Origin of the sequence: Nocardia sp. CY41 (genome assembly GCF_009829325.1) — a bacterium.
Classification (GTDB): domain Bacteria; phylum Actinomycetota; class Actinomycetes; order Mycobacteriales; family Mycobacteriaceae; genus Nocardia.
In genome coordinates, this window is record NZ_VUOS01000005.1 from 109,476 (window position 1) to 135,710 (window position 26,235).

Sequence of the window (26,235 nt, forward strand, 5' to 3'; positions counted from 1 at the left end):
AGTTCACCGCATGGAACACAGGCACCACCCGTCGGCCGAGCACACCTCGCACGCCACGCACACCGCACAGCACGCCGGACACCACGCCCCCGCTACCTGGCGGATGGCGGCCATGGCGACGCTGCACTGCCTCACCGGCTGTGCCATCGGCGAGATCCTCGGCATGGTGATCGGCACCGCGCTGGGCTGGAACAACGCCTCGACGATGGTGCTGGCCATCGTGCTGGCGTTCGTGTTCGGCTACGCGTTCACCATGCGCGGCGTGCTGCGGGCGGGCCTGCCGTTGGCCGCCGCGATCGGCACCGCACTGGCCGCCGACACGGTGTCCATCACGGTCATGGAGATCGTGGACAACGCCGTGATCCTGGCGGTCCCGGGTGCGATGGACGCCCACCTGGACACGGTGCTGTTCTGGGCCACCCTCGCCGTCGCCTTCGCGGTGGCCTTCGTGGTGACCACGCCGGTCAACAAGTGGATGATCGGCCGCGGCAAAGGCCACGCGGTGGTGCATTCGCTGCACGGCGGCCACTGATCAGCACGCCGCCGGATCCGCGCCTTCCAGTGCCGGGATTGTCGGCCGCTGGCCCGTTCAGCTAGGCAGTTTGCTCAGCTGAACGGGCTTTTGTTGTCGGCGGGTTCGGGCGGTGCTTGCATCGAGATATGTTCACCGAGGCGCAGCTGTACTCGCCGGTGACCCGCACCGGCGACGGCGACGTGACCGTGCACCTGAGCGAGGAGCACCCCGGCGTGCACGACCCGGTATACCGGGCCCGGCGCAACGCCATCGCGGCGCTGGCGCTGGACTACGCGCCGGGAAAGCCGCTCCCCCACATCGCCTACACCGACGAAGAGCAGCAGGTGTGGCGAATCGTGTCGGCCGAACTCGCCCGCAAACATCGCAGCTATGCCAGCGCGGAGGTACTCGCGGCCGCCGAGGCGCTCGCGTTGCCCACCGATCACATCCCGCAACTGGACGAGGTCTCCGCCGCGCTGGCACCACTGACCGGGTTCCGTTACGCGCCGGCCGCGGGCCTGGTGCCGCTGCGGGAGTTCTTCGGCTCGTTCGCCGATCGGATCTTCCACTCCACGCAGTACATCCGGCATCACTCCGCGCCGTTGTACACCCCTGAGCCGGACGCCATCCACGAGATCATCGGTCACGCCAACCAGATCGCCAGCCCGCGCTTCGCGGCGATCTACGCGACGGTCGGTGCGGCGGTCGCGCGCCTGACCACCGACCGCGCCTTGAAATTCCTCGCCGACGTCTTCTGGTTCTCGATGGAGTTCGGCGTCGTCCGGGAACGCGGCGAGGTCCGCTGTTACGGCGCGGGCCTGCTGTCGTCCTACGGGGAGATCGAGGAGTTCCGGCACGCCGAGCTGCGCCCGCTCGACATCGCCCAGATGGGCACCGCGACCTACGACATCACGCACTACCAGCCGATTCTGCACTGCGCGGACTCGATCGCCGAGATCGAGGACGTGATCGGCGGCTTCTTCGCGACCATGGACGACGAAACACCGGATCGCTTGCGGCACGCGCGCACCGCCACGGCGCGCTAGCGCCGGGTCACGACCTCAGGACTCGGTCCGCGGGCCGAGCGGCATGCCCGCGTCCAGGAAATCCAGGGTGCGGGTGATGTTCTCGACGTTCAACGGCGTCATCGTCGCCATGCCGAGGGCCGCGCCCGCCATCGCGCCCGCCGCCACCCGCACCTCGAAGTCGTCGGCGGCCCGGCCCAGATGATCGGCCAGCAGGGTCGCGATGAGGTCGATGCTGCGGATGATCTCCAAGCCGATGGCCGACCGCAGCTCCGGCACGTGATACAGCAGCGCCTGCCGCTCCTGCTCGAACGCCAGCTCGGCGGCGGGCAGATTGCCGAAGACCTCGAGCACGGCGTTGCGGAAAGCCGCCATCGGCCCGATATGCCGCGGCTGACGCCGCAGCGCTTCGATCAGCGCCGGATCCAGGTCGTCGGCGAGCACCAACTGTTCCTTGGACGGGAAGTAGCGGAAGAAGGTGCTCGGCGAGACATCGGCGGCCGCGGCGATCTGCTCGACGGTCGTCTCGTTGTAACCCTGCTCGCGGAACAGCCGGAAAGCCTCGAGACGAATCGTCCGGCGGGTCCGTTCCTTCTTCCGCTCGCGCAAACCCTGCGCCGTCCCGTTCGCGGGTAGCTCAACCGACATGTATTGATTCTGCCGCACCCGGCTCCGGCGCCCCGGCGGGTTGCCGCGCACGCATCACGGTCGCCGCGAGCACGGCCGCCAGCAGGCACAGCCCCGCGCAGGCCCAGAGCATCGCGCTCATGCCACCGAGAAAGGCCACCTGCACGTGGTGCAGCATCGACGGATCTCCTAGCTTGCGTGCGGTGGCGACGCCCGCGTTCACACCGTCGTCGATCGGTTCGCGGTTCAGCGCGCCGAGTCCGGATCGGTACCGGGTGGACAGCACGGTGCCCAGCACCGCGACGCCGATGGTGCCGCCCGCCTGGCGCAGCGCCTGTAGCAGCGCGGAACCCGAGCCGGAGCGCTCCGCGTCCAGTTCACCCATCGCCATGCCCATCGCGGCGGGCATCACCAACCCCATTCCGGCGCCGAGCAGCGTCAGCCACACCGCGGTGAAGCCGTAGCCGCTGTCCACCGTGGTGAGCGCGCCCAGCACCAGCGAACCGGCCAACAGGGTGAACCCTGCGGTGATCACGATGCGAAGGCCCAGTTTCGGCAGCACCTTGTCGACCAGTCTGCTGCCGACCAGCAACCCACCGATCAGCGGAAGCAATCGCAGGCCGCTGCCCAGCGCGTCCACGCCGAGCACCGCTTGGAAGTACTGCGGAACGGTGAAGAACATGCCGAACATGGCGAAGTTCACCACGATGGAAAATGCTGTGCCCCAGCGGAATCCGTCCGTCGCGAACAACGCGAGGTCGACCAGCGGATGCGCGGCCTTGCGCTGCCAGGCCAGGAACGCGCCGAGCAGCAGCACACCGGCCGCGACGGTCGCCCAGGCCGGGCCGTCGCTCCAGCCCTGCTCACCGATCCGGATGAAGCCGTAGGTGAGCCCGAGCATGCCCGCCGCGGACAGTGCCACTCCGGGCAGATCGATCCGGAAGCGCTGCGCGCTCCGCGATTCGGGCACGAGTACGGCGACGGCCAGCGCGCCGATCACGACCATCGGCACGTTGATCAGGAACACCGACCCCCACCAGAAGTTGCGCAGCAGCCAGCCGCCCACGATCGGACCCAGCGGCAAGCCGATCGCGGTCGAGGTGATCCAGATGGTGAGCGCTCGCTGGAGATCGGCCGGTTCGGGGAACATCGCCGGCAGCACCGACATCGACAGCGGCATCATCGCCGCCGCCGCGATACCGAGCACGACCCGCGCCGCGATGAGCTCGCCGGGGGAGCCGGCCACGGCACAAGCGACGGACGCGACGCCGAACAACGCCAGGGCGGCCAGTAGGAACTTTTTTCGGCCGTAGCGGTCGCCGAGCGCGCCCGCGGGCAGCATCACGGCGGCCAGCGCCAGCGTGTAGGCGCTGCTGAACCATTGCAGCGCGGCGGTATTCGCGTTCAGGTCGATCGCGAGCGTGGGCAGCGCCACGGTCAGCACGGTGACATCGAGCCCGATCGTCAACATCGCCACGGCCAGCGGGCCGAGGGCGAGCCAGCGCCGGGGCGAGTCGTTCTTCATGGTGCCTCCATAAATGGTAGTTGCAACTATTTGATAGTAACTGCCATTTAGTAGAGTCTGTCAATATCTGGTTCGGACGCGCAAGCGTGTGCGGCCGATCACCGGCTCGCTCGCTAGGCTCATCGGCGATGAAGATCACTCGCCGTGCCTTGCTCTGCGTGGGCGTCGTGCTGGCCGTCGCCGCGATCGGAGCGACGGCCGCGCCGTCGCTCGCCGAGCCCGGCACCACTACGCCGTTCACCACCCCGAACACCGACGGCTGCCCGCAGAAGACGTTGCCGCCCGCGCCGATCGACGCCTCCGAAGTGCCCGCGCCCGGACAGCCGACCCCGACCCCGCTGCCGATCCCCTCCCCGCCGATCGGCGGCGCGCGCCTCGGCGAATGCGGTGTGGTGCTTCCCAAAGCCGCGCCGCCCGCCCCGCAGGACATTTCGGCGACGGCTTGGCTGGTCGCGGATCTGGACAGCGGCGAAGTGCTGGCCGCGAAGGACCCGCACGGGCGTTACCGGCCCGCCAGCACGATCAAAGTGCTGCTGGCCACACTGGCGCTGCGCACGCTGAAGCTGGACAAGGTGGTGGTCGGCACGCAGGCCGACGCCGATGTCGACGGCACCCGCGTCGGCATCGGCCCCGGCGGCCGGTATACGAACCGGCAGCTCATGCAGGCGCTGATCATGGCTTCGGGCAACGACGCGGCGCATGCCATCGCCGCGCAGCTCGGCGGTGACGCCGCGACCGTCGCGAAGATGAACGACTTGGCGAAGTCCTTGCGCGCCATGGACACTCGCACGGCCACGCCGTCGGGGCTGGACGGACCCGGGATGAGCACGTCGGCCTACGACCTCGCCGTGCTGTTCCGCGAGGCCATGACCATCCCGTTGTTCGCCGAACTGATCCACACCGAGCAGGTCGACTTCCCGGGCTACCCGGCCGACCCGGCGATTCCCGGCGACACCGACCGTCCCGGCTACCCGATCGGCAACGACAACCAGTTGCTCTACAACTACGACGGCGCGCTCGGCGGCAAGACCGGCTTCACCGACGACGCGCGCCAGACCTTCGTCGCCGCCGCCCAGCGGGGCGGCCGCAGACTCGCCGTCACCCTGCTCAAGGCCGACGTGCAGCCGTTGCGGCCCTGGGAACAGGCCGCCCACCTGCTCGATTACGGATTCGCACTGCCCCGCGGCGCCTCCATCGGCAACCTGCCCGGTGCGGTGGTGCCGCAGCGGGACCAGAGCGCGGTCACGTTGGCCGCGCCGCCCACGGCGGACAGCGACCGGGCCACTCCGTCGGTGCCGGGCAGCGACCCGTCCGCGATGCCCGCGGCCGAGGATCGCCGCGCCGGCGCCAGGACCGTGCTGATCATCGGCGGTGTCCTCGTGGTCGCCGCGCTGCTGCTAGCCGCACGGCAGGCCAACCGGCGACGCTGATCGAACCCGCGCACGAACACTGGCGCGGCGGACAGATCAACGACGGCCGGGCAACTTACGTAGGCCGGAAAGCGCCAGGGCGGCAAGGGCGCCCGCGCCGAAGTAGGCGGCGCCCACGCCCGCCGATATCTCGCCTGCCCTGACCCGCGGCGCTATCACAGCGGGTCCGGGTGCGGGAATCTCCGCTTCCGGCTCGTTCTCCGTCGCGGTGGCGGCCCATGCGGTGGCGAACAGGACGATGCGGTAGGTGACGTAACTGAACACCATCAGTCCGATGATCGAGCCGAATGTGGCGCCCGCGGGGCTGCTCAGCACCGATCGCAGATAGATCGACGCGACGATCTTGAACACCTCGAACACCAGCGCGGCCATGGCAGCCGCCTTGGCGGCGCTGGCCAGCGTCACCGGCTCCCGGGGCAACCGGGCGATGACCCACGCGAACACCGCCCAGGAGGCGAGGAACCCGAGCGAAGTGGACAACAGCCACAGCAGCACGCCCGCGCCGGGGGCTTCGTCGAGGCCGATGCTCTCGAGCAACCGGCTGCCGAGGGTGCTCGACGCCAACGCCGACAACCCGAGCGACACGGCGAAGGCGAGCCCGAGACCGATCAGCGCCCCCAGATCGGACAGCTTGGTCATCAGCCAATTGCCGTCCGGAGACTTCTGCTCCCATTGCTCGGTGAGCGCGGCGCGCAGGTTGGCCATCCAACCGAGCCCGCTGTAGATGCCGGTGAGCAAACCCAGGGTGCCGACTGTGCCGCGGGAATCGACCGCCTGATTCACCAGGTCGTTCAGCTGAGTGCCGAATGAACCGGGAACGTTCTCGATGATTTTGGCCTGTAACTCCTGGAGCAGTTCCGGATTACTGGACAAGACCACGCCCGCGACCGAGAAGGCGATCATGAGCAGCGGAAACAACGACAGCACAGTGAAATACGTGATGCCCGCCGCGTAGTAGTCCCCGCGTTGCCGCTGATAGCGTCCCGCGGTACGGACCAAGTGGTCCAGCCACGGCTGCGCCTGAATCCGCCGTTCGATCCCGGCTTTGACGTTGTCGATCACCTGCACCATTCGCCCCTTCGACCGAGAGACCTCACACCGGTGTTACCCGGGCGGGCGCGCGACAACCGCCCGGCGAAGACTCGGCAGCCTAGCGACTCAGCAAACCGACCCGGTCGTAGACCTGTGCGAGGGTGTTGCCGGCGATCTCTCGCGCGCGCTCGGCTCCGGCGGCGAGTACACGGTCGAGTTCACCTTGATCCGACATGTACTCTTGCACCTTCGCCCGCAGCGGCGTGACAAATTCGACCAGCGCGTCGGCCACGTCGGCTTTCAGCTCGCCGTAGCCCTTGCCCTCGAAGTCCTTCTCCAGGGTGACGATCGGCGCACCGGTCAGCGAGCTCAGGATCACCAGCAGGTTGCTGACACCCGGCTTGCGCTCCGGGTCGTACCGGATCTCGCGTTCGGTGTCGGTGACCGCGGATTTCACCTTCTTCGCGGTGACCTTCGGGTCGTCGAGCAGGTTGATCAGGCCCGCGTCGGTGGAGGCGGACTTGCTCATCTTCGCGGTCGGATCCTGCAGGTCGTAGATCTTCGCCGTGCCCTTGACGATGTGCGCCTCCGGCACCACGAACGTCTTCTTGAACCGAGTGTTGAAGCGCTGGGCCAGGTTACGGGTCAGCTCCAGGTGCTGACGCTGGTCCTCGCCGACGGGCACCTGATGGGCGCGGTAGAGCAGGATGTCGGCGGCCATCAGCACCGGGTAGGTGAACAGGCCGACGGTCGCGTTCTCCGCCCCCTGCTTCACCGACTTGTCCTTGAACTGGGTCATCCGGCCGGCCTCACCGAAACCGGTGATGCAGCTGAGCACCCAGGCCAGTTCGGCGTGCTCGGGCACCTGACTCTGCACGAACAGGGTCGACTTCTTCGGGTCGATGCCGAGCGCCAGCAGTTGGGCGGCGGCGGCCTTGGTGCGCAGCCTCAGCTCCTTGGGCTCCTGCGGCACCGTGATCGCGTGCAGATCCGGGATGAAATACAGCGCGTCGTAGTCGTCCTGCATGGTCACCCAGTACTGCAGCGCGCCAAGATAGTTCCCTAGATGAAACGAGGAGCTGGTCGGCTGGATCCCGGACAGAACCCGCTGTTTGCGTTCGGCGGCCGGGCTGGGCGCAGGACTGGACATACCCCGATCTTCGCATGCGGCTCAAGCCGAATTTCGCTGCACCCAGTTGCGCGGGTCCACCCCGGGCATGCTCGGCTTGCCGCCGCTGACCAGTTCGTGCTCACGCCGGGACAGCATTTTGTAGACCGGCGCGCTGGGGCCGGCGAGCGTGTCCCGCAGCACCGGGGGCACCAGCGGAACCGACACGTGCGCGGTGCGGACCGCCTGGGAAAGACCCCGGTAGGCGACCTCCTCGACCGCACCCCAGCGCATGCCGTACATCCGCCGGATGCGGGCCGGCAGACTGCCCTGCACCAGCAGGTAGAACGCGGAGGTGACCTGCTGCATCGGCACGCCCTGCGCATACGGGACGCGCTGTCCGGCCAGGTAGGCACCGACCAGCCGCGCCTCGTCGGTCAGGAACAGTTGGTCGGAGGCGAGATAGTCGTCGAAGTAGGCCCGGAACCCGGGGTAATCGGCCGGTGCGGCGTCCGCGGGCATTCCGAACAGCTCGGCCCAGCGCACGTAGTCCTGGTAGAGCCCCTCCCGCTCGCCGTCGGTCATGGTGCGCACCAGCAGGTCGTACATCACCTCGGCGGAGTCGAACGTGAAGGCCATCGTCATGAACATCAGGTGCGGGTCGAGCGCGGAATATCCCGTCCCCGCCGGATGGTGGGCTCCGGCGTCCTCCGGTAGCGCGCCACGCACCTTGACGTGCTGTTTCCTGGTGAATGCCAGCGCGCGGTCGGCCTCGGCTCTGCTGCCGAGGAACACCGCCTCGAACAGGCGGCCGGTCAGCGCGAGCCGAGTGTAGGGCGTCATCCGGTGCTCGGTGTTCTCCGCGGTGCCGACGTAGAGCAGCGGATGCACCGCGCCGATCACCAGCGCGCGCAAGCCGTAGGTCAGCCCGACCACGCGCTTGCTCATCACCCGCCGGACCATCGAGTGGTCACTGAAATAGCCGGGCTCGGACATCGCCGCCTCCTCGTCGAGAACATCTGGCAATAGCATCCACCAGAATCCAATATTCTGGCAAGAGATACCTCCAGAATGTTGCCGAGCCGCGTCGGGCAGCGTGACAGCAAGGCAGCCGCCGGTACATCCGACGCCTGTAAGAATCGAACTGTGACGGCGCAACGAACCTATGGAGGCATATCCGCCGAAGAGCGCCGGGCGCAGCGGCGCGGCGCGTTGCTCGAGGCCGCGCTCGACATCATCGGCACGGAAGGGCTGGGGAAACTCACCGTGTCGGGTTTGTGCGCGCGGGCCGGTCTCAACGAGCGGTACTACTATGAGAACTTCGACAGCCGCGACGCCGTGCTCACCGCCCTGATCGACGGGATCGCCGAAGAACTGGCGGCGGCCATTCTCGCGGCCGTGCGCACCGCCGCGCCGGACACGCGCGCCACCGCGCACGCCGCGATCACCGCGGGCGTGCACCTGCTCACCGACGACCCGCGCAAGGCGAAGGCAGCGTTGATCGCGGGCATGGCGACGCCCGACCTGCGCGCCCGCACCACCGACACCGTTCGCGGGTTCGCGCGGATGGTGGCCGCGGAGGGCACCGACTTCTATCGGATGCCCGATTCGGCCCCCGCCTCGGCGGTCGACTTCCGCGCCCTCTACCTGGTCGGGGGGCTGGTGCAGACGCTGACCGCTTGGCTGCAGGGCGATCTGAATCTCACACGCGACGAACTGATCGAGCACACGGTCGACGTCTTCGTCCTGCTCGGCGAGGACCTGGCCGACAAATTGCGGTAACGGCCCCGCTCACAGCCGCAGCGACACATCCTGCAGGTCGGGCGCGTCGCCTTGCAGCACGACCCGGAAGAGCACGTCCCGCCGCGACCAGTAGGCGGCGCAGTCGCGCATGGCCTCGGCGAACCAGTCGCGCTCGATCGGCTCCTCGGCCAGCAATTCGGCCGACTCGCGCACCACGGCAACGTATCCGGCGCCCTCGCCGACAAAATCGTCCAGGTCACGCAGGCATTCGTCGAACGCGTCCTTGTTCTCCCCGAAGTAGTACGGAAACTGGAACGCGGCGGCGAACTCGTCGAACAGCCGGGCGGTGGTCGGCATCTTCGCGCCGCGCAGCTCGCGCACCAGATAGCCGGAAGGCGCCTTGTCCCGCACCGCGCTGAACTCGGCGGCGTCGACCGCGAGGGCGCCGAACGTGACGCCCGGCGGTGCGAGTTCGGCGCTGGGTGGCGCGTCGTCCGCGTCGGGCCGGGCAAGGAACTGCGACAGCGTGACGGTCTTTGTCATCAGCGCATCCTCGTGAAGGTCTGGTAGTGGTCGCCGGTGTACCAGGCCGAGCCGTCGCTGCCGGTGACGATGCGTTCGGCGTCGCGGGATCGGCCGGGCTGCTTGGGATTGACGTCCCATTCCTGATAGGTGATCGGTTTACCTGAGCCGTCGGTGGTAGGCAGGTCGCGGCCGCGGTTCTGCCATCGCTCGCCCCCCTTGGTGCCCGGGGCGTTCGCCGAGTCCGGCCACCGTCCCGCATCGATCTCCCGGAGGGTGACGTACGCGCGCTCCGGGACGCCGGCCGCCTGGGTGACCGGCGAAGCGGTGTCCCCACCGCGCGGGGCGGCGGCGGTCGTGGTCACCGCGACGGTCGTCGCGCGACTCGTCGGCGCGGCCGTGGTGGTATCGCCACCGTCGTGCAGCGCGAGCACCGCGGCCAGCAGCACCAGAGCGACCGCGCCCAGGACGCCGAGACCACGCATCCATCGCGCCCGGTTCATCGGTACTGCACCGTGACGGGAGCGTGGTCGGACCAGCGCTGGTCGTAGGCGGCGGCGCGCTCCACCACCGCGGCTTTGGCGCGGGTGGCCAGATCGCCTCGGGCCAGGTGATAGTCGATGCGCCAGCCGCTGTCGTTGTCGAACGCGCGGCCACGGTAGGACCACCAGCTGTACGGACCGTCGACCTCGGGATGCAGCCTGCGCACCACGTCGACGTATCCGGCGGCCAGCAGTTCGTCGATCCACGCCCGCTCCTGCGGCAGGAATCCGGCCGACTTCAGGTTGCCCTTCCAGTTCTTCAGGTCCCGCTCGGTGTGCGCGATGTTCCAGTCCCCGGCGACCACGAAATCCCCCGTTCGAGCCGCGAGGTACGCGCCGAGCTCGGCCATGAAACGATACTTCTCTTCTTGGCGAACCGTGCCCGCGTCGCCGGAGTGCACGTAGACGCTGGCCACGGTGAACTCGCCGAAATCGGCCTCGACATAGCGTCCGGCAGCCGCGAATTCACCGCTGCCGAAGCCGACTCGCACCGCGCTCGGCGCCCGCCGGGACAGGATGCCGACACCGGCGCGCCCCTTGGACTCCGGCTCGGCATGCGACAGCTGCCATCCCGCGTCGAGCGCGGGCGCCAGCGCGGCCCTGACCTGCTCGTCGGTGGCGCGGGTCTCCTGCACGCAGACGAAGTCCGCCTCGGTGGCCGTGAGCCAGGCCAGCAGCCCCTTGCCCGCGGCCGCGCGGACACCGTTCACGTTCACTGTCGAGATATACGGCACCCCACGACCGTACAATGCTGGTCAGATGAAGTCCCCCGGACACTGCCGTCCAGGAAGGGGTGATGACGATGTCGTCCGACACCTCCCAGTCCTCCTCCGCCGCCGCGCGCGGATCCACCCGGGCGAAACAGCCCCAGCCGATCAAGGCATTGCATGTGGGTTCCGGCGACCCGCTGCTGTTGCTGCACGGATTCATGATGTCGCCGCACTGCTGGGAGCAGACCGCCGCGCGACTGTCGACACACTGCGAAGTGTTCGCGCCCGCGTTCGCGGGCCACTGGGGCGGCGCGCCCGCCGAGGGACCGGCGGTGAACGTGTCGACGCTGGCCGACCGGATCTGCGAACAGCTCGACGAACTGGGTTGGCGCACCTGCCATATCGCGGGCAACTCGCTCGGCGGCTTGGTCGGCGTCGAACTCGCCCGCCGCGGACGAGCCCGCACCCTGACGCTCATCGCGCCCGCGGGCGGCTGGCACGCGCCCTCGCTGACGCAGTGGCGGGTCAACCTGAAATTCCTGTCCCTGGTCCCGATCGTCGAAATCGGCAAGCGCTTGGGCGGATTCGCGATCGGCAACCCGCTCGCCCAGCGGATCGCGCTGCTCGCCCTGAGCAAGCATGCCTCCGCGGTGCCACGGCGCGACGCGGCCGCCGCCCTCGCCGCCGCACTGCACTGCCCGGCGATGGTGCCGATGATTCTCGGCGCGATGCGGGCGCCGGCCCAAGAAGACCTGTCCACCCTCCGCACGCCGGTCCGGCTGCTGCTCTCGGAGTACGACCGGGTCATCCCCAACCGTGTGTACGCCCGCCGCTACCTGAAGGAACTGCCCGAATCCGCCGACCGCATCCTGGTCAACGGCGTCGGCCATGTACCGATGCTGGAAGCGCCCGACCGCATCGCCACCCTCATCGCCGAGCACGTGTACGCCAGCCGCACCCGGTTACGCGCTGTGTAGATTGGCCGCGACTTCGTCGCGGCGTGTTCGCGGCCCCCTTGTGGCTCGTGTGTGCGCGACCGCCGCTTGCTCCGTCGTCGCGGACGCGGCGGCCGCGCGCACGCGAGCCGGGCCGCGAACGGGCGATGCTCGGTCTCGCTTCGCTCGAAAGACGTGGTCGAGGTGCGCTGGACGCGTCAGGGGCCGAGCGCTACGGCCCGTGGTTCGCCGTTTCGGGAGACTTCTCCGGGTGACCGCCAAGCGGAGTGGACATCGCTTCACTCGGCCCGCAGGTGAGACGAGGTGGTCGCGTCCAGGGATAGTCGCACCTGAAGGCGCCACCGCGTCCACGGCGAGCGAAGTTGTCGGGTTACTGCGCCAGCAATCCCTTCGCGATGTGGGTCACCTGGATCTCGTTGCTGCCCGCGTAGATCATCAGCGACTTGGCGTCGCGGGCGAGCTGCTCCACGCGGTACTCGGTCATGTAACCGTTGCCGCCGAAGAGCTGGACCGCTTCCATGGCGACTTCGGTGGCGGCCTCGGAGGCGTACAACTTCATCGCGGAGGCCTCGGCCAGCGTCGGGGGTTTGCCCGCCCGGCCGCGCTCGAGCGTGTTGAACACCATGTTCTGCACGTTGATCCGCGCGATCTCCATCTTCGCCAGCTTCAACTGGACCAGCTGGAACCGCCCGATCTCCTGGCCCCAGAGCTTGCGGGTCTTGGCGTACTCGACGCACAGCCGATGACACTCGTTGATGATGCCCAGCGCCATGAACGCCACGCCGACGCGCTCGGCGGTGAAGCTGGAGCGCGCGCTCTCCCGCCCGTCCCCGCCCTTGTGCTCCTCGGTCTCGCCGAGCAGCCGGTCCCGGCCGACGCGCACGTTGTCGAAGAACAGCTCACCGGTCGGCGAGGAGTGCAAGCCCATCTTCTTGAACGGCTTGCCCTGGGTGAGGCCGGGCATGCCCTTCTCCAGCACGAACGCGAGCACCTTGCGGTCGCGCTTGTCGCCACCCGCGCCGTCGTCGAGCTTCGCGTAGACGATCATCACGTCGGCGTACGGGCCGTTGGTGATGAAGGTCTTCTGACCGTTGAGCAGGTAGTCCTCCCCGTCGCGCTTGACGTAGGTTTTCATGCCGCCGAACGCGTCGGAACCGGAGTCCGGCTCGGTGATCGCCCAGGACGCCACCTTGCGCATGGTGACGATGTCCTCCAGCCAGCGCTGCTTCTGCGCCAGGGTGCCTCGCGACATGATCGTGGTGGCGCCGAGACCGATGCTCACCCCCATCGCGGAGACCAAGCCCATGCACACCCCGGACAGCTCGCCGATGAGCACCGCCATCAGCGATTCCTGTCCCGCGAACGGGCTCGCGCCGGAGGCCTTCTTCTCCTGCTTCGGCTCCCCCGCCGCGCGCGCCTCCTGCTTGGCCAGCATCTTTTGCACAGCCTCGCCGCCCATTACGTCGATCCCGAACTCGCGGAACAGCTTCCGGATGACGGGGTAGGGCGGCAATTCGCCGCTGTCGAGCGCGTCCAGATTCGGGCGGATCTCCCGGTCGATGAACGCCCGGACGGCGTCGCGGATCAGCAGATCGGTCTCGGACCATTCGAACATCGTCGTTCTCCTCACGTTCCCCGAGATCAGGGCAGCCGGGCGGCGATGTCGTCGATCAGCCAGGGGCCCTCGGTCTCGATGGTCTTCACATCGTGCCAACCGGCCAGCTCGGAGATCGCGCCGCCCTGCACCGCGAACACCTTCCCGGTGATCGGGCACGTCTCCGCGGCCAGGTAGGCGACCAGCGGCGCGATATTGGCCGGCGCGAAGGCGTCGAACCCGCCCTCGGACGACTCCGCCTCGGCCGCCAGCATCTCCCCCATACCGGGCGTGGCCAGGGTGAGCCGGGTGCGCGCGATCGGCGCGATCGCGTTGACCCGCACGCCGTAGCGCGCCAGTTCGTCGGCGGCCACCAGGGTCAGCGCGGCGATCCCGGCCTTCGCTGCGCCGTAATTGGCCTGACCGGGATTGGGCAGCGTGGTGCCCGACGCCGAGGCGGTGTTGATCACCGCGGCCTTGGGCTGGTTGCCCGCCTTGGACTGCTGCTTCCAGTACGCGGCGGCGTGATGCAGCACCGCTGCGTGGCCCTTGAGATGCACAGCGATCACCGCGTCCCATTGTGCCTCGGACATGCCCGCGAGGAAGGCGTCGCGCAGGATGCCCGCGTTGTTGACCACGACGTCGAGCCCGCCGAACTCGGCGACCGCCTGGTCGACCAGCTTCTGCGCGCCGTCCCAGGTGGCGACGTCGTCGGTGTTGGCCACCGCCTTGCCGCCGGCGGCGACGATCTCGCGCACCACCTCCTGGGCGGGGCCGGTGTCGGTCCCCTCGCCCGCGTTGCTGCCGCCGAGATCGTTGACGACCACCGCGGCCCCTTCCTTCGCGAACAGCAGTGCGTGCTCGCGGCCGATGCCGCGACCCGCGCCGGTGATGACGGCGACCCGTCCGGCCAGTACGCCCATGTGTTGTCTCCTGAAGTCGCGCCTATTCCGGCGATGAGAAAGAACGCGGCGGTGTCGGTGCCGCCGCGCGAGGGTCAGTCGGCGATCTCGGCCAGTCCGTCGCTGAGCACGACATCGTCGCCGCGCACGGTCTCGAAGGCGTAGCGGGTGACGCCGTCGGCGGAGCCCGCCTTCCAGATGCGGGTCTGCAGATCGTCGCCGGGGAAGACGAGTTTGGCGAAGCGCACCGCGAAGCGCCGGAGCCGGTGCACATCCGACGCCGCGACCTCGGTGAGCACCGCCCAGGACGCGAACGCCATGGTGCACAACCCGTGCGCGATGATGCCGGGCAACCCGGCATCCTTGGCGACCTGCTCGTCCAGGTGCAGCGGCACCGGATCACCGGACGCGGGTGCGTAGCGGAAGGTCTGGTCGTGGTCCACGTGCTGCGCCACCACGGCGACCGGATCCTGCTCGCGCAGCCGCTCGTCGAACTTGTGTGGCGGAGCGGCCGCGCCGACCGTGGCGCCGGCATCGATGTTGCGGAAGAAGGCGGTCAGGTACTGGTCGTTGACCGGTTCGCCCGCATCGGTGCGGCATTCGATGCGGATGGTGATGGCCGTCCCGTTCGGACGGCTGGCGTAGCCGATCGCCTTCGCCCGCGACACCAGCCGATCGCCGGGCCGGATCGCGCGGTGGAAATGGAAGTCCTGCTCCCCGTGCACGACCCGGCCGAAGATGTCCATCGGCGCGACATCGATGACGGGCATCATCATGGCCTCGAAGACCGGCACGATGGCGAAGACCGGCCCGGCCACCGTACCGGCCAGATGCGCGGCGATCGGATCGTTCGTCGCGGCGGCGTATTCCGCGACGCGCTCGGCAGTGACCTCGAAACGCTCCTCGTCGGACCAGGTCTCCAAGCCGCTGTCGTCGAACTCGACCACCCGGGCGGTCCCCGGGGCCGGACCGCTCATGCTCTGTGCCTTCCGGCATGAGCGGGGCCCTGCGTGGTCACGCTGCGCTGCCGCCTCCGGGCCTGACCGCTCATGCCGCTACCGCCAGGGCGTCGAGTTGTTCGAGAGATCGGTCCAGCTGTTTGATGCCGTCCTTCTCCACGGCTTTGCCGAGCGCGCCCTTGATCAGAGCGCCTTCGAAGTCGCCGGACACCAGGACGGTGCTTCCCTCGCCGTTGGGCCGGATGTCGAAGGTGAATTCGGTCTTCACCCCGGCCATGCCGGTGCCGCCGAGGGTCAGCTTGTGCGGCGCGTCCACCGCGACGATGGTCCACTCCAGCTTGTTCGCCATGCCGAGCATCACGATCTTGGCGACCAGCTTGGCGCCTTCGCTCAGCACGGCGGGCGGCTCCTCCATGAAGCGTTCGTGGATGGTGAACCACTTGTCCCAGGTCTGCGGGTCGGAGACGACCGCCCACAAAGCCTCCGGGGCGGCGTTGACGTCTTTGGTGGCTTCGATGTGTCCCATGTGTCGACTCCTCGTCGAGTTCGTCCGGGGCCGGTTCGCGTTCAGCGATCGGCGCGCTGGTAGGCGGTGACGACGGCCGCGCCGCCGAGGCCGATGTTGTGTTGCAGGGCGGCGGTGACGCCTTCCACCTGTCGCTTGTCCGCGGTGCCGCGCAGCTGCCAGGTCAGCTCCGAGCACTGCGCGAGACCCGTCGCGCCGAGCGGATGCCCCTTGGAGATCAGGCCGCCGGACGGGTTGACCACCCAGGTGCCGCCGTAGGTGGTCCGGCCGTCGTCCACCAGTTGCCCGGCCTCGCCCTCGCCACACAGCCCGAGCGCTTCGTAGAGCAGTAGTTCGTTGGCCGAGAAGCAGTCGTGCAGTTCGATGACCTGGAAGTCCTCCGGGCCCAACCCCGACTGCTGGTAGACCTTCCGGGCGGCCTGGACGTTCATGTCGTAGCCGATCAGGTTCTTGGCGGTCTGGTCGAAGGTCGAGGCGAAGTCGGTGGTCATCGCCTGGCCGACGATCTCCACCGCCTGTCCGGCGAGGTCGTGGGCGTCGACGAAAGCCTCGCTCGCCAGGATCACCGCACCGGATCCGTCCGAGGTCGGCGAGCACTGCAGTTTGGTGAGCGGGTCGTAGATCATCCGCGAGGCGAGGATGTCGTCGAGGGTGTACTCGTCTTGGAACTGCGAGTACGGGTTGTTCACCGAGTGCTTGTGGTTCTTGTAGCCGATCCTGGCGAAGTGCTCGGCGGTGGTGCCGTACTGCTTCATGTGCTCGCGCCCCGCCGCGCCGAACATCCACGGCGCCACCGGGAAGAGCACCTCGGAGATCTCGGCCAGCGCCATGACGTGCTTGGCCATCGGCTGCTCGCGGTCGTCCCAGGTGGATCCGAGCGACCCGGGCTGCATCTTCTCGAAACCCAGCGCCAGCGTGCAATCCGCCAGACCGCCGCGGATCGCCTGCGCCGCGAGGTACAGCGCCGTCGAGCCGGTGGAGCAGTTGTTGTTCACGTTGACCACCGGAATGCCGGTCATGCCGAGTTCGTAGACGGCACGCTGCCCCGAGGTGGATTCGCCGTAGACGTAGCCGACGTAGGCCTGTTCCACCAGGTCGTAAGCGATGCCCGCGTCCGCGAGCGCCTTGGTGCCCGATTCCCTGGCCATGTCCGGGTAGTCCCAGGCGCGGGTGGTGCCGTCGGCCTCCTCGACCACGCGGCGGCCGGGCTTTTCGAACTTCGTCATTCCGACACCGACGACGTAGACCTTGTTCGCCATTGAACTCCTCACATCTGTGCGTACACCGCGGGGCGGCCGACCCAAGCAAAAACAAACATACAAGGTTGTATGTAAATGAGGCAAGGTCTTCCCGGGCTTCTTACTGACACCTGATCGACCAGCCGATTACAGCTCAGCTGCTACATACAGTGAGACATGCATGTTCTTAGAACCTCGGGACTGGACGCACCGCCGGTAGCCGCCCGCTCGCCACCCCGGGATGAGCGACGCCCCTGCGAGACAGCGAAGTCGCCCACCATGGCCGTCCGGAACGATTCCCGGCCCCATCGCCGAACCACCTTCGAGCCGGAACATACAGCAGTGTATGTAAGTGTAGGATCGAGCGATGGCCAGGAGCGTAGTCGCGAAGCAGCAGCGCCGGACGCAGGAGCAGCGCAGCACCGAGATGCGCACCCGCTTGCTGGACGCGACGGTGGACTGCTTGGTCGAGTACGGATACTCCGGCACCACGACGCCACGGGTGGCCGAACGCGCGGGAGTGACCCGCGGGGCCCAAGTGCATCACTTCGGCTCGAAAACCGATCTGGTGGTGGCCGCCATCAGCCATCTCGCGCAGCTGCGCGCCGAAACCGCCATGCGGGAGATGTCGCGGGTCGAAGCCGGTGACGATCCGGTGGCGGCGGCACTGGAGTTCCTGTGGGACCTACATCAGGGTCCGCTGTTCATCGCGACCGTGGAACTGTGGGTGGCGGGACGGACCGACCCGGTGCTCGCCGCGGCGATGGAGAAGGTCGAGCCATTCGTGAACAACGCCGTCTTGCTGGCGGTCGCCCGGTTCGTGCCGGACGACGTGCGCCGCAAGGAGGCGCGCGATTTCATCTACACGGCCATGGACGCGCTGCGCGGCATCCTGATCTCCAATTTCATCGACCCCGACGACGAGCGCGCCCGTCGCCGGTGGCGGCGCGCCTCGGTGCACCTGCACGAGATCGCCGGTCGCGCCCTCGCCGCCCGCTCCGAACAGTCCTCACCCGTCCCGGTGCGTCCGGATTCAGACGGCCACCAGGGGTGACCCTCTTGACGCTGGTCACGCGCAGGGTCGTGCACCGGGAAGACGACGTCGCCTCCAGTGCCCGCGCTCGGCAAGGCGCTACCGCGCCGCTCGTTCCTTGCGCACGGCCGGGCGCGCGGCCCAGACGGTCGCCGTGAACAACAAGACGCCGATGGCTGCCAGGGCGGCGCCGACCACGGCCGGCGCCGTGTAACCCAAGCCCGCCGCGATGACCAAGCCACCCAGCCAGGCGCCCGCGGCATTGGCGATGTTCAGAGCGGCGTGGTTGAGGGCGGCGGCGAGGGTCTGGGCATCGGCTGCCACGTCCATCAACCGGGTCTGCAGCCCAGGCGCCAGCGCGGCTCCGGACGCGCCGACCAGCAACGCGCCGAAAGCCGCGGTGTACGGGTTGTGCGCGGCGGCGACGAAGCCGCCGAGGATGACGGTCATCGCGACCATCGACACCGAGATGGCGCGGTCCACACCGCGATCGGCGAGCACGCCGCCGACGATGTTGCCGATCACCATGCCCACGCCGAACAACATCAGCACCAGCGGGATCGCCCCGGCGCGCAGCCCGGCGACGTCGGTGAGCGTGGTCGCGATGTAGGTGTAGACGGCGAACATGCCGCCGAATCCGACGGCGCCCACCAGCAGCGTCAACAGCACCTGCGGACGGCGCAGCGCGCCGAGTTCGGTCATCGGATCGGTGACCGTGACGCCGGTGAGTTCGGGGACGAAGCGCAGCAGCGCGGCTACGGTGGTCACCCCGATCAGCGCGACCACCACGAACGCGTCGCGCCAGCCGAGGTGCTGGCCGAGCCAGGTTGCTGCGGGAACGCCGACGACATTGGCGGCGCTCAATCCCAGCATAACTCCAGCAACCGCCTTGGCCCGCTGCCCTACCGGGGCGAGAGTGGCGGCGGCCAGCGAGGCGACACCGAAATAAGCACCGTGCGGCAATCCCGACACGAACCGCGCCAGAACGAGCATCCCGAACGAGGGTGCCAACACGGTCGCCGCGTTCCCGACGGTGAACGCCACCATGAGCGCCACGAGCAGCCGCTTGCGCGGCACCCGCGCGCACAGCGCCGCGATCAGGGGCGCGCCGATCACCACGCCGAGCGCATAGGCCGACACCGCGTGTCCCGCCGTCGGCTCGGAGACGTGCACGGCCGACGCGATGTCCGGCAGCAAACCCATGGTGACGAACTCGGTCGTGCCGATTCCGAACCCGCCGAGGGCCAGCGCCAGCATGGCCCGTACGTGCCAATCGGTGCGTCCGGGCGGGGCGGCGGTACTGGTACTCACGGGGCTGGTCACGTGTTCATGTAACCGGCCCCGGCCCGCATTCGCTTCCCCGGCGAACGTGAGTTCGCCCACGCGCCGCCGGTGAACTACCAGGTGACACGACGATTCGCGCTTGGCGACCCGAGCTGACGAGCGGCGACATCGCTCCCAGCGGCAGGCGTCACCGACGCCCGGCGAATTCGTCGCAAAAACAGTCCGGACACCCGTTCCACCGAGGGTGGGGCGGGTGCCCGAGATTCAGCCCGGCGCTGGGTTGGGCACCCAGCGCCGGAATCGGCCGAGCGACGCGGCTCGGCCCGGCAACCCGGCCCCGCGACGACGCGGCGCCGGAGCGGCTCAGCGCAGTGCGCGAGCCAAATTGGCGTCCAGCGCGCCGAGGAACTCCTCGGTGCTCAGGTAGCCCTGGTCACCACCGACGAGCAGCGCGAGGTCCTTGGTCATCTGGCCGCCCTCGACGGTCTTGATGACGACGTCCTCCAGGGTCTGCGCGAAGCCGATCACCTCGGGGGTGTTGTCCAGCTTGCCGCGATGCTCGAGCCCGCGGGTCCAAGCGAAGATGGACGCGATCGGGTTGGTCGAGGTCGGCTTGCCCTGCTGGTGCTGGCGGTAGTGCCGGGTGACGGTGCCGTGCGCGGCCTCGGCCTCACAGGTCTGCCCGTCCGGGGTGAGCAGCACCGACGTCATCAGGCCGAGCGAACCGAAGCCCTGGGCCACCGTGTCGGACTGCACGTCGCCGTCGTAGTTCTTGCACGCCCAGACGTAGCCGCCCTCCCACTTCATGGAGGAGGCGACCATGTCGTCGATCAGGCGGTGCTCGTAGGTCAGGCCCGCGGCGTCGAACTGGCTCTTGAACTCGGCGTCGAAGATGTCCTGGAAGGTGTCCTTGAACATGCCGTCGTAGGCCTTGAGAATGGTGTTCTTCGTCGACATGTACACCGGGTAGTTCTGCTGCAGGCCGTAGTTGAACGACGCACGCGCGAAATCCTCGATGGACTTGCGGAAGTTGTACATGCCCATGACGACGCCGCCGTCCTCGGGCATCTTCACGACCTCGTGCACGATCGGCTCGCTGCCGTCGTCCGGGGTGAAGGTCAAGGTGACGGTGCCGCCCTGGAACACCTTGAAGTCGGTGGCGCGGTACTGATCGCCGAAGGCGTGGCGGCCGATGATGATCGGCTTGGTCCAGCCGGGAACCAGCCGGGGAACGTTCGAGATGATGATCGGGGCGCGGAAGATCGTGCCGCCCAGGATGTTGCGGATGGTGCCGTTGGGCGAGCGCCACATCTTCTTGAGGCCGAATTCCTTGACCCGCGCCTCGTCCGGGGTGATGGTGGCGCACTTCACACCGACGCCGTGCCGCTTGATGGCTTCGGCGGCGTCGACGGTGACCTGGTCGTCTGTCTTGTCCCGGTACTCGATGCCGAGGTCGTAGTACTCCAGGTTCACATCGAGATACGGGTGGATCAGCTTGTCCTTGATGAACTGCCAGATGATCCGGGTCATCTCGTCGCCGTCGAGTTCTACGACGGTGCCTTCAACCTTGATCTTGGACATGGATCTTCGTGTCCTCCTAGGATGGTGCCCTCATTGCACGGCCAGGCGAACACGCTTGTGAGCGGACCCCAGCTGTTCCAACAGACAACGTATATGTCCCGCGTTGTCGGCGAGACATGTGGTGCAAACAAGACAAGCGTACTGCTGCCCGAGTCCTCACCGCACGGGCAGCCCCCGGAGTGAGCTGCGCCACCTTTGTTACCGATTGGTAGGTCGGCGACGACTCCCGGAGGCATCCACACAACCGCCGTCGCCGCCATGATCCGCCTTCCTTCCAGGCCCGGCAACCGCCTGGCACACGACGAGGTCCGCGCAACATCGTGACGTTGCGCGGACCTCTCGGGGGGTGGATCAGACCGCGACCGGGATCCGGGTTCCCTCCTCGGAACCCTCGATGAGGTTCTCCGGCCGGTCCCGGATCATCAGGGCGATGATCGGGATGGCCGCGAGGAAGAACCCGGCGCCCACATAGAAGGCGACGTCGTAGCTGTGGATCGCGGCTCGCGCGGCCAGGTTGTCGATGCCGGGGTTTTCCTGCGCGAAGGACTTGGCGACCTGCACCGAGATCGTGGTCAGCAGCGCCGTCCCGACCGCACCGCCGACCTGCTGCGCCGCGTTCAGCAGCGCGGAGGCGACGCCGGAGTCCTCTTCCTCCACCTGATGCAGCGCGACCGTCTGCATCCCGACGAACAGCGGGCCCATGCCGAGCGCGATGAGCACCTGAGCCGGCAGCACCCCGGCGAGGAAGCTGTCACCGTAGCCGAGCTGGGCCAGCAGCAGCAGGCCGATGACGCCGAGCACGGCGCCGGCCAGCATCAGCGGCCGCGGGCCGAGCTTCGGGAGCAAGGCACTGGTGACACCCGCAGAGATCGCGATGCCCGCGGGGAAGGGCAGGAACGCGAAGCCCGCCTTCAGCGCGGAGTAGCCCAGCGTGATCTGGAAGTAGTAGCTCAGGAACAGGAACATCGCGAACATCGCGATCGGGATGAGCAGCGCGGCGAGGAAGGCGCCGCCCCGGTTGATCTCACCCGGAATGTGCAGCGGCAGTAGCGGGTTCGACGAGCGCCGTTCGATCGCGACGAAGGCGGCGAGCAGGACCAGCCCGGCGACGATCAGCGCCAGGGTGCTGCCTGCCAGCCAGCCGTCGTCGGCGGCGCGGCTGAAGCCGTACACGATGGCGATCAGGCCGAGCGTCACCGTGACGGCACCGGGCACGTCGTATCCCCCGCTACGCGGCGCGGGCACGTCCTTGGCGACCCAGGCCAGCGCGCCGAACAGCGCGATGAGCGCGATCGGGGTGTTGACCAGCAGGCACCAGCGCCACGAGGCGTATTCGGTGAGCGCGCCGCCCGCGATCAGGCCGAGCGCCGCGCCACCCGCGGAGATGCCCGCGAACACGCCGAACGCGGTGGCCCGCTCACCCGGTTCGGTGAAGGTCACCGACAGCAGCGAGAGCGCCGCCGGGGCGAGCAGCGCGGCGAACGCGCCTTGCAACGCGCGTCCGGCGAACAGTTCCGCGCCGTTCTGCGCGAGACCGGCCAGCGCCGAAGCGCCCGCGAAACCGACCAGGCCGATGATGAAGATCCGGCGCCTGCCGAGATAGTCGGCCAGCCTGCCGCCCAACAGCAGCAAGCCGCCGAAGATCAGCGTGTAGGCGGTGAGCATCCATTGCCGGTTGCCGTCGCTGATGTCGAGATCACGCTGCGCGAACGGCAGCGAGATGGTCACGATGGTGGCGTCCAGTACCACCATGAGCTGGGCCAATGCGATCACTGCCAGCGCGAGCCAGCGCGCCGACCCGGCCGCTTTCCGGGGCGCCGCCGTCGCCGTTTCCGTCACGGTCATCTCCTCTGTCTTCGTCGTCCGAGCCATCCTGTCATTTAGCGACATTTGTCGTCAAGAGAAAAATGTCGTGCTACGACATTTGACCGTTAAGGACAGGAAAACGGCAGGTTGCGTTAGCATGGGCACATGCTCGAGTCATCGGCGCCGATGGGCGCGAGCGCAGCGGCCGGCCGCGCCGCGGGCGCCCCAACGACCACAGGGCTGCGCGAACGCAAGAAGCAGCAGACGAGGTTGCGCATCATCGCGGCCGCCTTGGATCTGTGCGATACGCAGGGCTTCGACGCCACCACGATCGAGCAGATCGCCCACGTGGCGGACGTCTCACCGCGCACGATCAATCGCTACTTCGACAACAAGGAGGACATCGTCCTCGGCCCGGTCCAGGACTTCGGCCGTACCGTCGCCGAGACGCTGCGCGAGCTGCCGCGCACGGGCAACGAACTAGCGGCGTTGCGCACGGCTTTCCTGCACGTGGTCGATCGAGCCGCCGCGGCGGGCGACGCCGATCCGCTGTCGTTCCGGCAGTTCCAGCAGATGCAGCGCATCCTGCGCAGCAGCCCTTCGGTCAGCGCGCGCAACATGGAACACGCCGACGAGAAGAACACCGCGATCGCGGCGGTGGTCGCCGAGCGGCTGGGCACCACACCCGACGCGCGTCCCGTGCGGCTCATCGTCGGCACCTGGCAACTGATCGGCCACATCGGCATGGAATGCTCGGGCGACGCGTTCCTGGACGAGGACCTTTCGGCCGCGGCCAGGTCGGGACGCGCCGCGTTCACCGAGACCTACGACGAGTTCGTCCGCGCCTGCTGCGGGACGTCGGACGCCGCGGACCAGTGAGTTCGACGGAGGATTTCGGGCGCTGACCGCCCGCCGGTTATGATGCCGGGCAGGTCATGAGTACCAGCGCCAAGCCCCGGCTCGCTGGTCGGCAACCCTCCAGCCGCGGTGGGGTGCTCCGGGTGATGACCTGGCTCCCGAGAGCCGGGAGCAAGCGCGTAACAGGAGGTCGCCGGCATGTGTTGTTGTTCGTCAGCCACACACCGCTAACCCCTGCTGTACCGGCGAACACCTGCTTGGGAGCAAACCATGAGTGAATTCACCGCGCCCGGGGCCGAACCCGGGCAGTGGTCTTTCCGCAGCGTGGACAATGCGGATGCGCACGCCGGTTCAGCGACGGCGGCGACGTGACCGTGGGTACCGAAGCGAGCGCACGGACCTCCGGCGTCGCCCTGCCGCCCCCGGATGGGCGGCTCGGCACCATCGCCATCGGGGACGTGCGTCTGGAGAACGGCGCGGTGATCCCGGACGTCCACGTGGCGGTGCAGCGCTGGGGTGAGCTCTCGCCCGGCCTGGACAACGTCGTACTGGTCGAACACGCGCTGACCGGCGATTCACATGTCGTCGGCAAGCCCGACGACGTGCATCCGCTGCCCGGCTGGTGGGACGGCATGGTCGGGCCGGGCGCGCCGCTGGACACCGACGAATGGTGTGTGATCGCGACGAACGTGCTCGGCGGCTGCAAGGGCAGCACCGGGCCCTCCAGCCTTGCCCCGGACGGAAAGCCCTGGGGCGCGAGATTCCCCGAGATCTCCATTCGCGATCAGGTGACCGCCGAGGCCGCTCTGTTCGACCTGCTCGGCATCGAGCGGCTCGCCGCCGTCGTCGGCGGGTCGATGGGCGGCATGCGGGTGCTCGAGTGGATGGTGGGGGCGCCGGAGCGGGTCGCCGCAGCACTGGTGCTCGCGGTCGGCGCCCGCGCCACCGCCGACCAGATCGGCACCCAGACCACCCAGATCGCGGCGATCAAGGCCGATCCGGACTGGCAGGGCGGCGACTATCACGGCACCGGCCGCGCCCCGACGACGGGCATGGCCCTGGCCCGCCGGATCGCGCACCTGACCTACCGCACCGAATTCGAGCTGGATCACCGGTTCGAGAACAAGCCTCAGGACGGCGAGGACCCGTTGCACGGCGGCCGCTACGCCGTGCAGAGCTACCTCGACCACCAGGCCGAAAAACTGTGCAAGCGTTTCGATCCCGCCACCTACGTCCTGCTGACCGAGGCGATGAACCGGCACGACGTCGGTCGCGGCCGGGGCGGCATCGAGGCGGCGCTCGCGGCGACGCCGGTGCCGTGCGTGGTCGGCGGCGTCGACTCCGACCGGCTGTACCCGCTGCGGACCCAGCAGGAACTCGCCGATCTGCTGCCCGGCTGCGACGGGCTGGACGTCGTGCACTCGCGCGACGGGCACGACGGATTCCTCACCGAGGCGGCGGCGGTGTCGAAGCTGCTGACCGAGACCATGCGCCTGGCGCGGGCCGTGGTGCGGCCCGAACGCTGAGCGGTTCGGCCCGGCCGTCGATCGCCGCACCGTGCCCGGCGGCGTTCCGAGCGCTGTCCGCGTCGCCTTGTGCTCAGAGCGCCGCGCGCCGCCGCGCGGATTCGATCAGGTTGATGTTGGTTTCGATCCATTCCCGCAGCGCGGCGATCGGCGTGCGCAGACTGTGGCCGAGTTCGGTGAGCGTGTAGTCCACCCGCGGCGGGATGGTGGGATGCACTGTGCGCGTGACGAATCCGTCGTTCTCCAGCTGCCGCAACGTCTGCGTCAGCATCTTCTGGGAGATCCCATCGATGCGGTGGCGCAGATCGGTGTAGCGCAGGGTTCCGCCGGCGAGCGCGTCGATGATGAGCACCGTCCACTTGCCCGCGATGTGGTCGAGAATCTCCCGCGTCGGGCACTTCGCGGAGTACACGTCGGCGAGCAGGCCGGAACTTTCGACATAGGTGGACACCTGTCGGAGTGTAGCGCACTTATTAGTGCCTTCTTCCTAACAGAGCGTAACTCTCCGATAGTTAGAAATATGCAAACGCAAACACTTTCGGTGGCCGACGCGATCCGCGGACGTCGCACTGTGCGCCACTATCGCTCCGATCCGGTGGCGCCCGAGCTGATCGAGGAGTTGCTCGAGCTCGCGATGCAAGCGCCGAGCGCATGGAACATGCAAGACCGGTCGATCGTGGTGGTGACGAGTGAATCCGGCCGCGCCGCGCTGTCGGAGGCGGCGTTCGGTCAGCCGCAGCCGAAGGAAGCGCCGGTGGTGCTGGTCTTCGTCGCCGATGCCGCGGCCTGGCGAGCGGCCAACGCCGACATCGCCGAACTGGCCGGCCGCAACGGCGCGTGGAACGCCGAGTTCACCGCCTTGTTCGACACGCGCGCCGAGTACTTGGCACTGGAGCGGCACGGGCTGCTGCGGGAGAACGCCGTCAAGAACGCGATGATCGCCGCCACCTACGCGATGCTCGCCGCCACCGGCCTCGGCTTGGCCTCGGCGCCGATGAACGGCTGGGATCCAGCGCTGGTGAAACAAGCCATCGGCATCGGCGATCGCGACGATCTCGCTATCGCGGTGCTGGTCACCATCGGCTACAGCGACACCGTCCCGCCCCACCCGGGGCGCCGCCCCCGCGCGCGAACTGTTTTCGCCGAGCGATATCCCGCTGATCGCTGATCGCCAGGGCGGCCCGGGTCGCCCGC

The 26,235-nt window shown here is 68.4% G+C and carries 26 protein-coding genes and 1 riboswitch; of the genes, 9 read left to right on the forward strand and 17 right to left on the reverse strand.

Annotation, left to right across the window (positions count from 1 at the left end; all coding sequences use genetic code 11):
- Positions 1-10 precede the first annotated feature (10 nt).
- Both GVY64_RS05655 and GVY64_RS05660 read left to right on the forward strand, forming a co-directional pair.
- Entirely contained in the window at positions 11-532 is a 522-nt protein-coding gene (locus tag GVY64_RS05655; RefSeq protein ID WP_159839483.1) for a DUF4396 domain-containing protein, read from the forward strand.
- A gap of 128 nt (positions 533-660) precedes the next feature.
- On the forward strand, positions 661-1,560 hold the full coding sequence (locus GVY64_RS05660; RefSeq protein ID WP_159839485.1) for a phenylalanine 4-monooxygenase: 900 nt from the start codon (positions 661-663) through the stop codon (positions 1,558-1,560).
- A gap of 15 nt (positions 1,561-1,575) precedes the next feature.
- Here the strand turns inward: GVY64_RS05660 and GVY64_RS05665 are convergent, their stop codons facing one another.
- Together GVY64_RS05665 and GVY64_RS05670 are read right to left on the reverse strand one after the other, a co-directional pair.
- Positions 1,576-2,187: a TetR family transcriptional regulator gene (locus GVY64_RS05665; protein WP_159839487.1), complete on the reverse strand. Its 612-nt coding sequence runs from the start codon at positions 2,185-2,187 to the stop codon at positions 1,576-1,578.
- A complete protein-coding gene (locus tag GVY64_RS05670) occupies positions 2,177-3,691 on the reverse strand; it encodes an MFS transporter (RefSeq protein ID WP_159839489.1) in 1,515 nt (504 codons plus the stop codon). The genes GVY64_RS05665 and GVY64_RS05670 overlap by 11 nt, the downstream gene beginning before the upstream one ends.
- Positions 3,692-3,819: 128 nt before the next feature.
- Here GVY64_RS05670 and GVY64_RS05675 point away from each other — a divergent pair, with 128 nt between their 5' ends.
- Positions 3,820-5,121, forward strand: a complete 1,302-nt coding sequence (locus GVY64_RS05675) for a D-alanyl-D-alanine carboxypeptidase family protein (protein ID WP_159839491.1) — start codon at positions 3,820-3,822, stop codon at positions 5,119-5,121.
- 36 nt (positions 5,122-5,157) lie between these two features.
- Here GVY64_RS05675 and yhjD read toward each other — a convergent pair whose 3' ends face one another.
- From yhjD to GVY64_RS05690, 3 genes are all read right to left on the reverse strand, one after another.
- Positions 5,158-6,189, reverse strand: coding sequence for an inner membrane protein YhjD (yhjD, locus tag GVY64_RS05680; protein ID WP_159839695.1), 1,032 nt, complete (start codon positions 6,187-6,189; stop codon positions 5,158-5,160).
- An 82-nt stretch (positions 6,190-6,271) separates the two neighbouring features.
- Positions 6,272-7,303 carry a tryptophan--tRNA ligase gene (gene trpS / locus GVY64_RS05685; protein WP_159839493.1) on the reverse strand — a complete coding sequence of 344 codons (1,032 nt, stop codon included), beginning with the start codon at positions 7,301-7,303 and terminating at the stop codon, positions 6,272-6,274.
- Positions 7,304-7,324: 21 nt separating this feature from the next.
- Positions 7,325-8,257, reverse strand: a complete 933-nt coding sequence (locus tag GVY64_RS05690; RefSeq protein WP_159839495.1) for an oxygenase MpaB family protein — start codon at positions 8,255-8,257, stop codon at positions 7,325-7,327.
- A gap of 150 nt (positions 8,258-8,407) precedes the next feature.
- Between GVY64_RS05690 and GVY64_RS05695 the strand changes: the two genes are divergently transcribed.
- The gene (locus tag GVY64_RS05695; protein ID WP_236566649.1) at positions 8,408-9,043 is read left to right on the forward strand and encodes a TetR/AcrR family transcriptional regulator; all 636 of its coding nucleotides are present in this window, start codon (positions 8,408-8,410) and stop codon (positions 9,041-9,043) included.
- Positions 9,044-9,052: 9 nt separating this feature from the next.
- Here GVY64_RS05695 and GVY64_RS05700 read toward each other — a convergent pair whose 3' ends face one another.
- The 3 genes from GVY64_RS05700 to GVY64_RS05710 are packed head-to-tail and all read right to left on the reverse strand — an operon-like array spanning position 9,053 to position 10,802.
- Positions 9,053-9,547, reverse strand: coding sequence for a barstar family protein (locus GVY64_RS05700; protein ID WP_159839499.1), 495 nt, complete (start codon positions 9,545-9,547; stop codon positions 9,053-9,055).
- The gene (locus GVY64_RS05705) at positions 9,547-10,029 is read right to left on the reverse strand and encodes a ribonuclease domain-containing protein (RefSeq protein ID WP_159839501.1); all 483 of its coding nucleotides are present in this window, start codon (positions 10,027-10,029) and stop codon (positions 9,547-9,549) included. The genes GVY64_RS05700 and GVY64_RS05705 overlap by 1 nt, the downstream gene beginning before the upstream one ends.
- Complete coding sequence (locus GVY64_RS05710) at positions 10,026-10,802, reverse strand: exodeoxyribonuclease III (RefSeq protein WP_159839503.1); 777 nt, start codon at positions 10,800-10,802, stop codon at positions 10,026-10,028. The genes GVY64_RS05705 and GVY64_RS05710 overlap by 4 nt, the downstream gene beginning before the upstream one ends.
- A 62-nt stretch (positions 10,803-10,864) precedes the next feature.
- Here GVY64_RS05710 and GVY64_RS05715 point away from each other — a divergent pair, with 62 nt between their 5' ends.
- Complete coding sequence (locus GVY64_RS05715; protein ID WP_159839505.1) at positions 10,865-11,755, forward strand: alpha/beta fold hydrolase; 891 nt, start codon at positions 10,865-10,867, stop codon at positions 11,753-11,755.
- Between the two features lie 349 nt (positions 11,756-12,104).
- Here the strand turns inward: GVY64_RS05715 and GVY64_RS05720 are convergent, their stop codons facing one another.
- From GVY64_RS05720 to GVY64_RS05740, 5 genes are all read right to left on the reverse strand, one after another.
- Entirely contained in the window at positions 12,105-13,349 is a 1,245-nt protein-coding gene (locus GVY64_RS05720) for an acyl-CoA dehydrogenase family protein (protein ID WP_159839507.1), read from the reverse strand.
- 26 nt (positions 13,350-13,375) lie between these two features.
- On the reverse strand, positions 13,376-14,251 hold the full coding sequence (locus GVY64_RS05725) for an SDR family oxidoreductase (RefSeq protein ID WP_159839509.1): 876 nt from the start codon (positions 14,249-14,251) through the stop codon (positions 13,376-13,378).
- 74 nt (positions 14,252-14,325) lie between these two features.
- A complete protein-coding gene (locus GVY64_RS05730; protein ID WP_159839511.1) occupies positions 14,326-15,207 on the reverse strand; it encodes a MaoC/PaaZ C-terminal domain-containing protein in 882 nt (293 codons plus the stop codon).
- Positions 15,208-15,277: 70 nt separating this feature from the next.
- Positions 15,278-15,715, reverse strand: a complete 438-nt coding sequence (locus GVY64_RS05735; RefSeq protein ID WP_159839513.1) for a type II toxin-antitoxin system Rv0910 family toxin — start codon at positions 15,713-15,715, stop codon at positions 15,278-15,280.
- 41 nt (positions 15,716-15,756) lie between these two features.
- Positions 15,757-16,974, reverse strand: coding sequence for a lipid-transfer protein (locus tag GVY64_RS05740; protein WP_159839515.1), 1,218 nt, complete (start codon positions 16,972-16,974; stop codon positions 15,757-15,759).
- A 346-nt stretch (positions 16,975-17,320) separates the two neighbouring features.
- Here GVY64_RS05740 and GVY64_RS05745 point away from each other — a divergent pair, with 346 nt between their 5' ends.
- A complete protein-coding gene (locus GVY64_RS05745) occupies positions 17,321-18,007 on the forward strand; it encodes a TetR/AcrR family transcriptional regulator (protein WP_159839517.1) in 687 nt (228 codons plus the stop codon).
- A 78-nt stretch (positions 18,008-18,085) separates the two neighbouring features.
- Here GVY64_RS05745 and GVY64_RS05750 read toward each other — a convergent pair whose 3' ends face one another.
- The 3 genes from GVY64_RS05750 to GVY64_RS05760 all read right to left on the reverse strand — a co-directional run bounded on the left by GVY64_RS05750 (position 18,086) and on the right by GVY64_RS05760 (position 22,696).
- On the reverse strand, positions 18,086-19,243 hold the full coding sequence (locus GVY64_RS05750) for an MFS transporter (RefSeq protein ID WP_159839696.1): 1,158 nt from the start codon (positions 19,241-19,243) through the stop codon (positions 18,086-18,088).
- 390 nt (positions 19,244-19,633) lie between these two features.
- Positions 19,634-20,851: an NADP-dependent isocitrate dehydrogenase gene (locus tag GVY64_RS05755; RefSeq protein WP_040864988.1), complete on the reverse strand. Its 1,218-nt coding sequence runs from the start codon at positions 20,849-20,851 to the stop codon at positions 19,634-19,636.
- A 351-nt stretch (positions 20,852-21,202) separates the two neighbouring features.
- Positions 21,203-22,696 carry an MFS transporter gene (locus GVY64_RS05760; RefSeq protein WP_159839519.1) on the reverse strand — a complete coding sequence of 498 codons (1,494 nt, stop codon included), beginning with the start codon at positions 22,694-22,696 and terminating at the stop codon, positions 21,203-21,205.
- Positions 22,697-22,822: 126 nt separating this feature from the next.
- Here GVY64_RS05760 and GVY64_RS05765 point away from each other — a divergent pair, with 126 nt between their 5' ends.
- Both GVY64_RS05765 and metX read left to right on the forward strand, forming a co-directional pair.
- On the forward strand, positions 22,823-23,536 hold the full coding sequence (locus GVY64_RS05765) for a TetR/AcrR family transcriptional regulator (RefSeq protein WP_159839521.1): 714 nt from the start codon (positions 22,823-22,825) through the stop codon (positions 23,534-23,536).
- Between the two features lie 52 nt (positions 23,537-23,588).
- Positions 23,589-23,699, forward strand: a riboswitch (SAM riboswitch).
- 184 nt (positions 23,700-23,883) lie between these two features.
- Positions 23,884-25,041: a homoserine O-acetyltransferase MetX gene (gene metX, locus GVY64_RS05770; protein WP_159839523.1), complete on the forward strand. Its 1,158-nt coding sequence runs from the start codon at positions 23,884-23,886 to the stop codon at positions 25,039-25,041.
- 73 nt (positions 25,042-25,114) lie between these two features.
- Here metX and GVY64_RS05775 read toward each other — a convergent pair whose 3' ends face one another.
- A complete protein-coding gene (locus GVY64_RS05775; protein WP_159839525.1) occupies positions 25,115-25,492 on the reverse strand; it encodes a winged helix-turn-helix transcriptional regulator in 378 nt (125 codons plus the stop codon).
- A gap of 69 nt (positions 25,493-25,561) precedes the next feature.
- Between GVY64_RS05775 and GVY64_RS05780 the strand changes: the two genes are divergently transcribed.
- Positions 25,562-26,209, forward strand: coding sequence for a nitroreductase family protein (locus GVY64_RS05780; RefSeq protein ID WP_159839527.1), 648 nt, complete (start codon positions 25,562-25,564; stop codon positions 26,207-26,209).
- Positions 26,210-26,235: the final 26 nt, after the last annotated feature.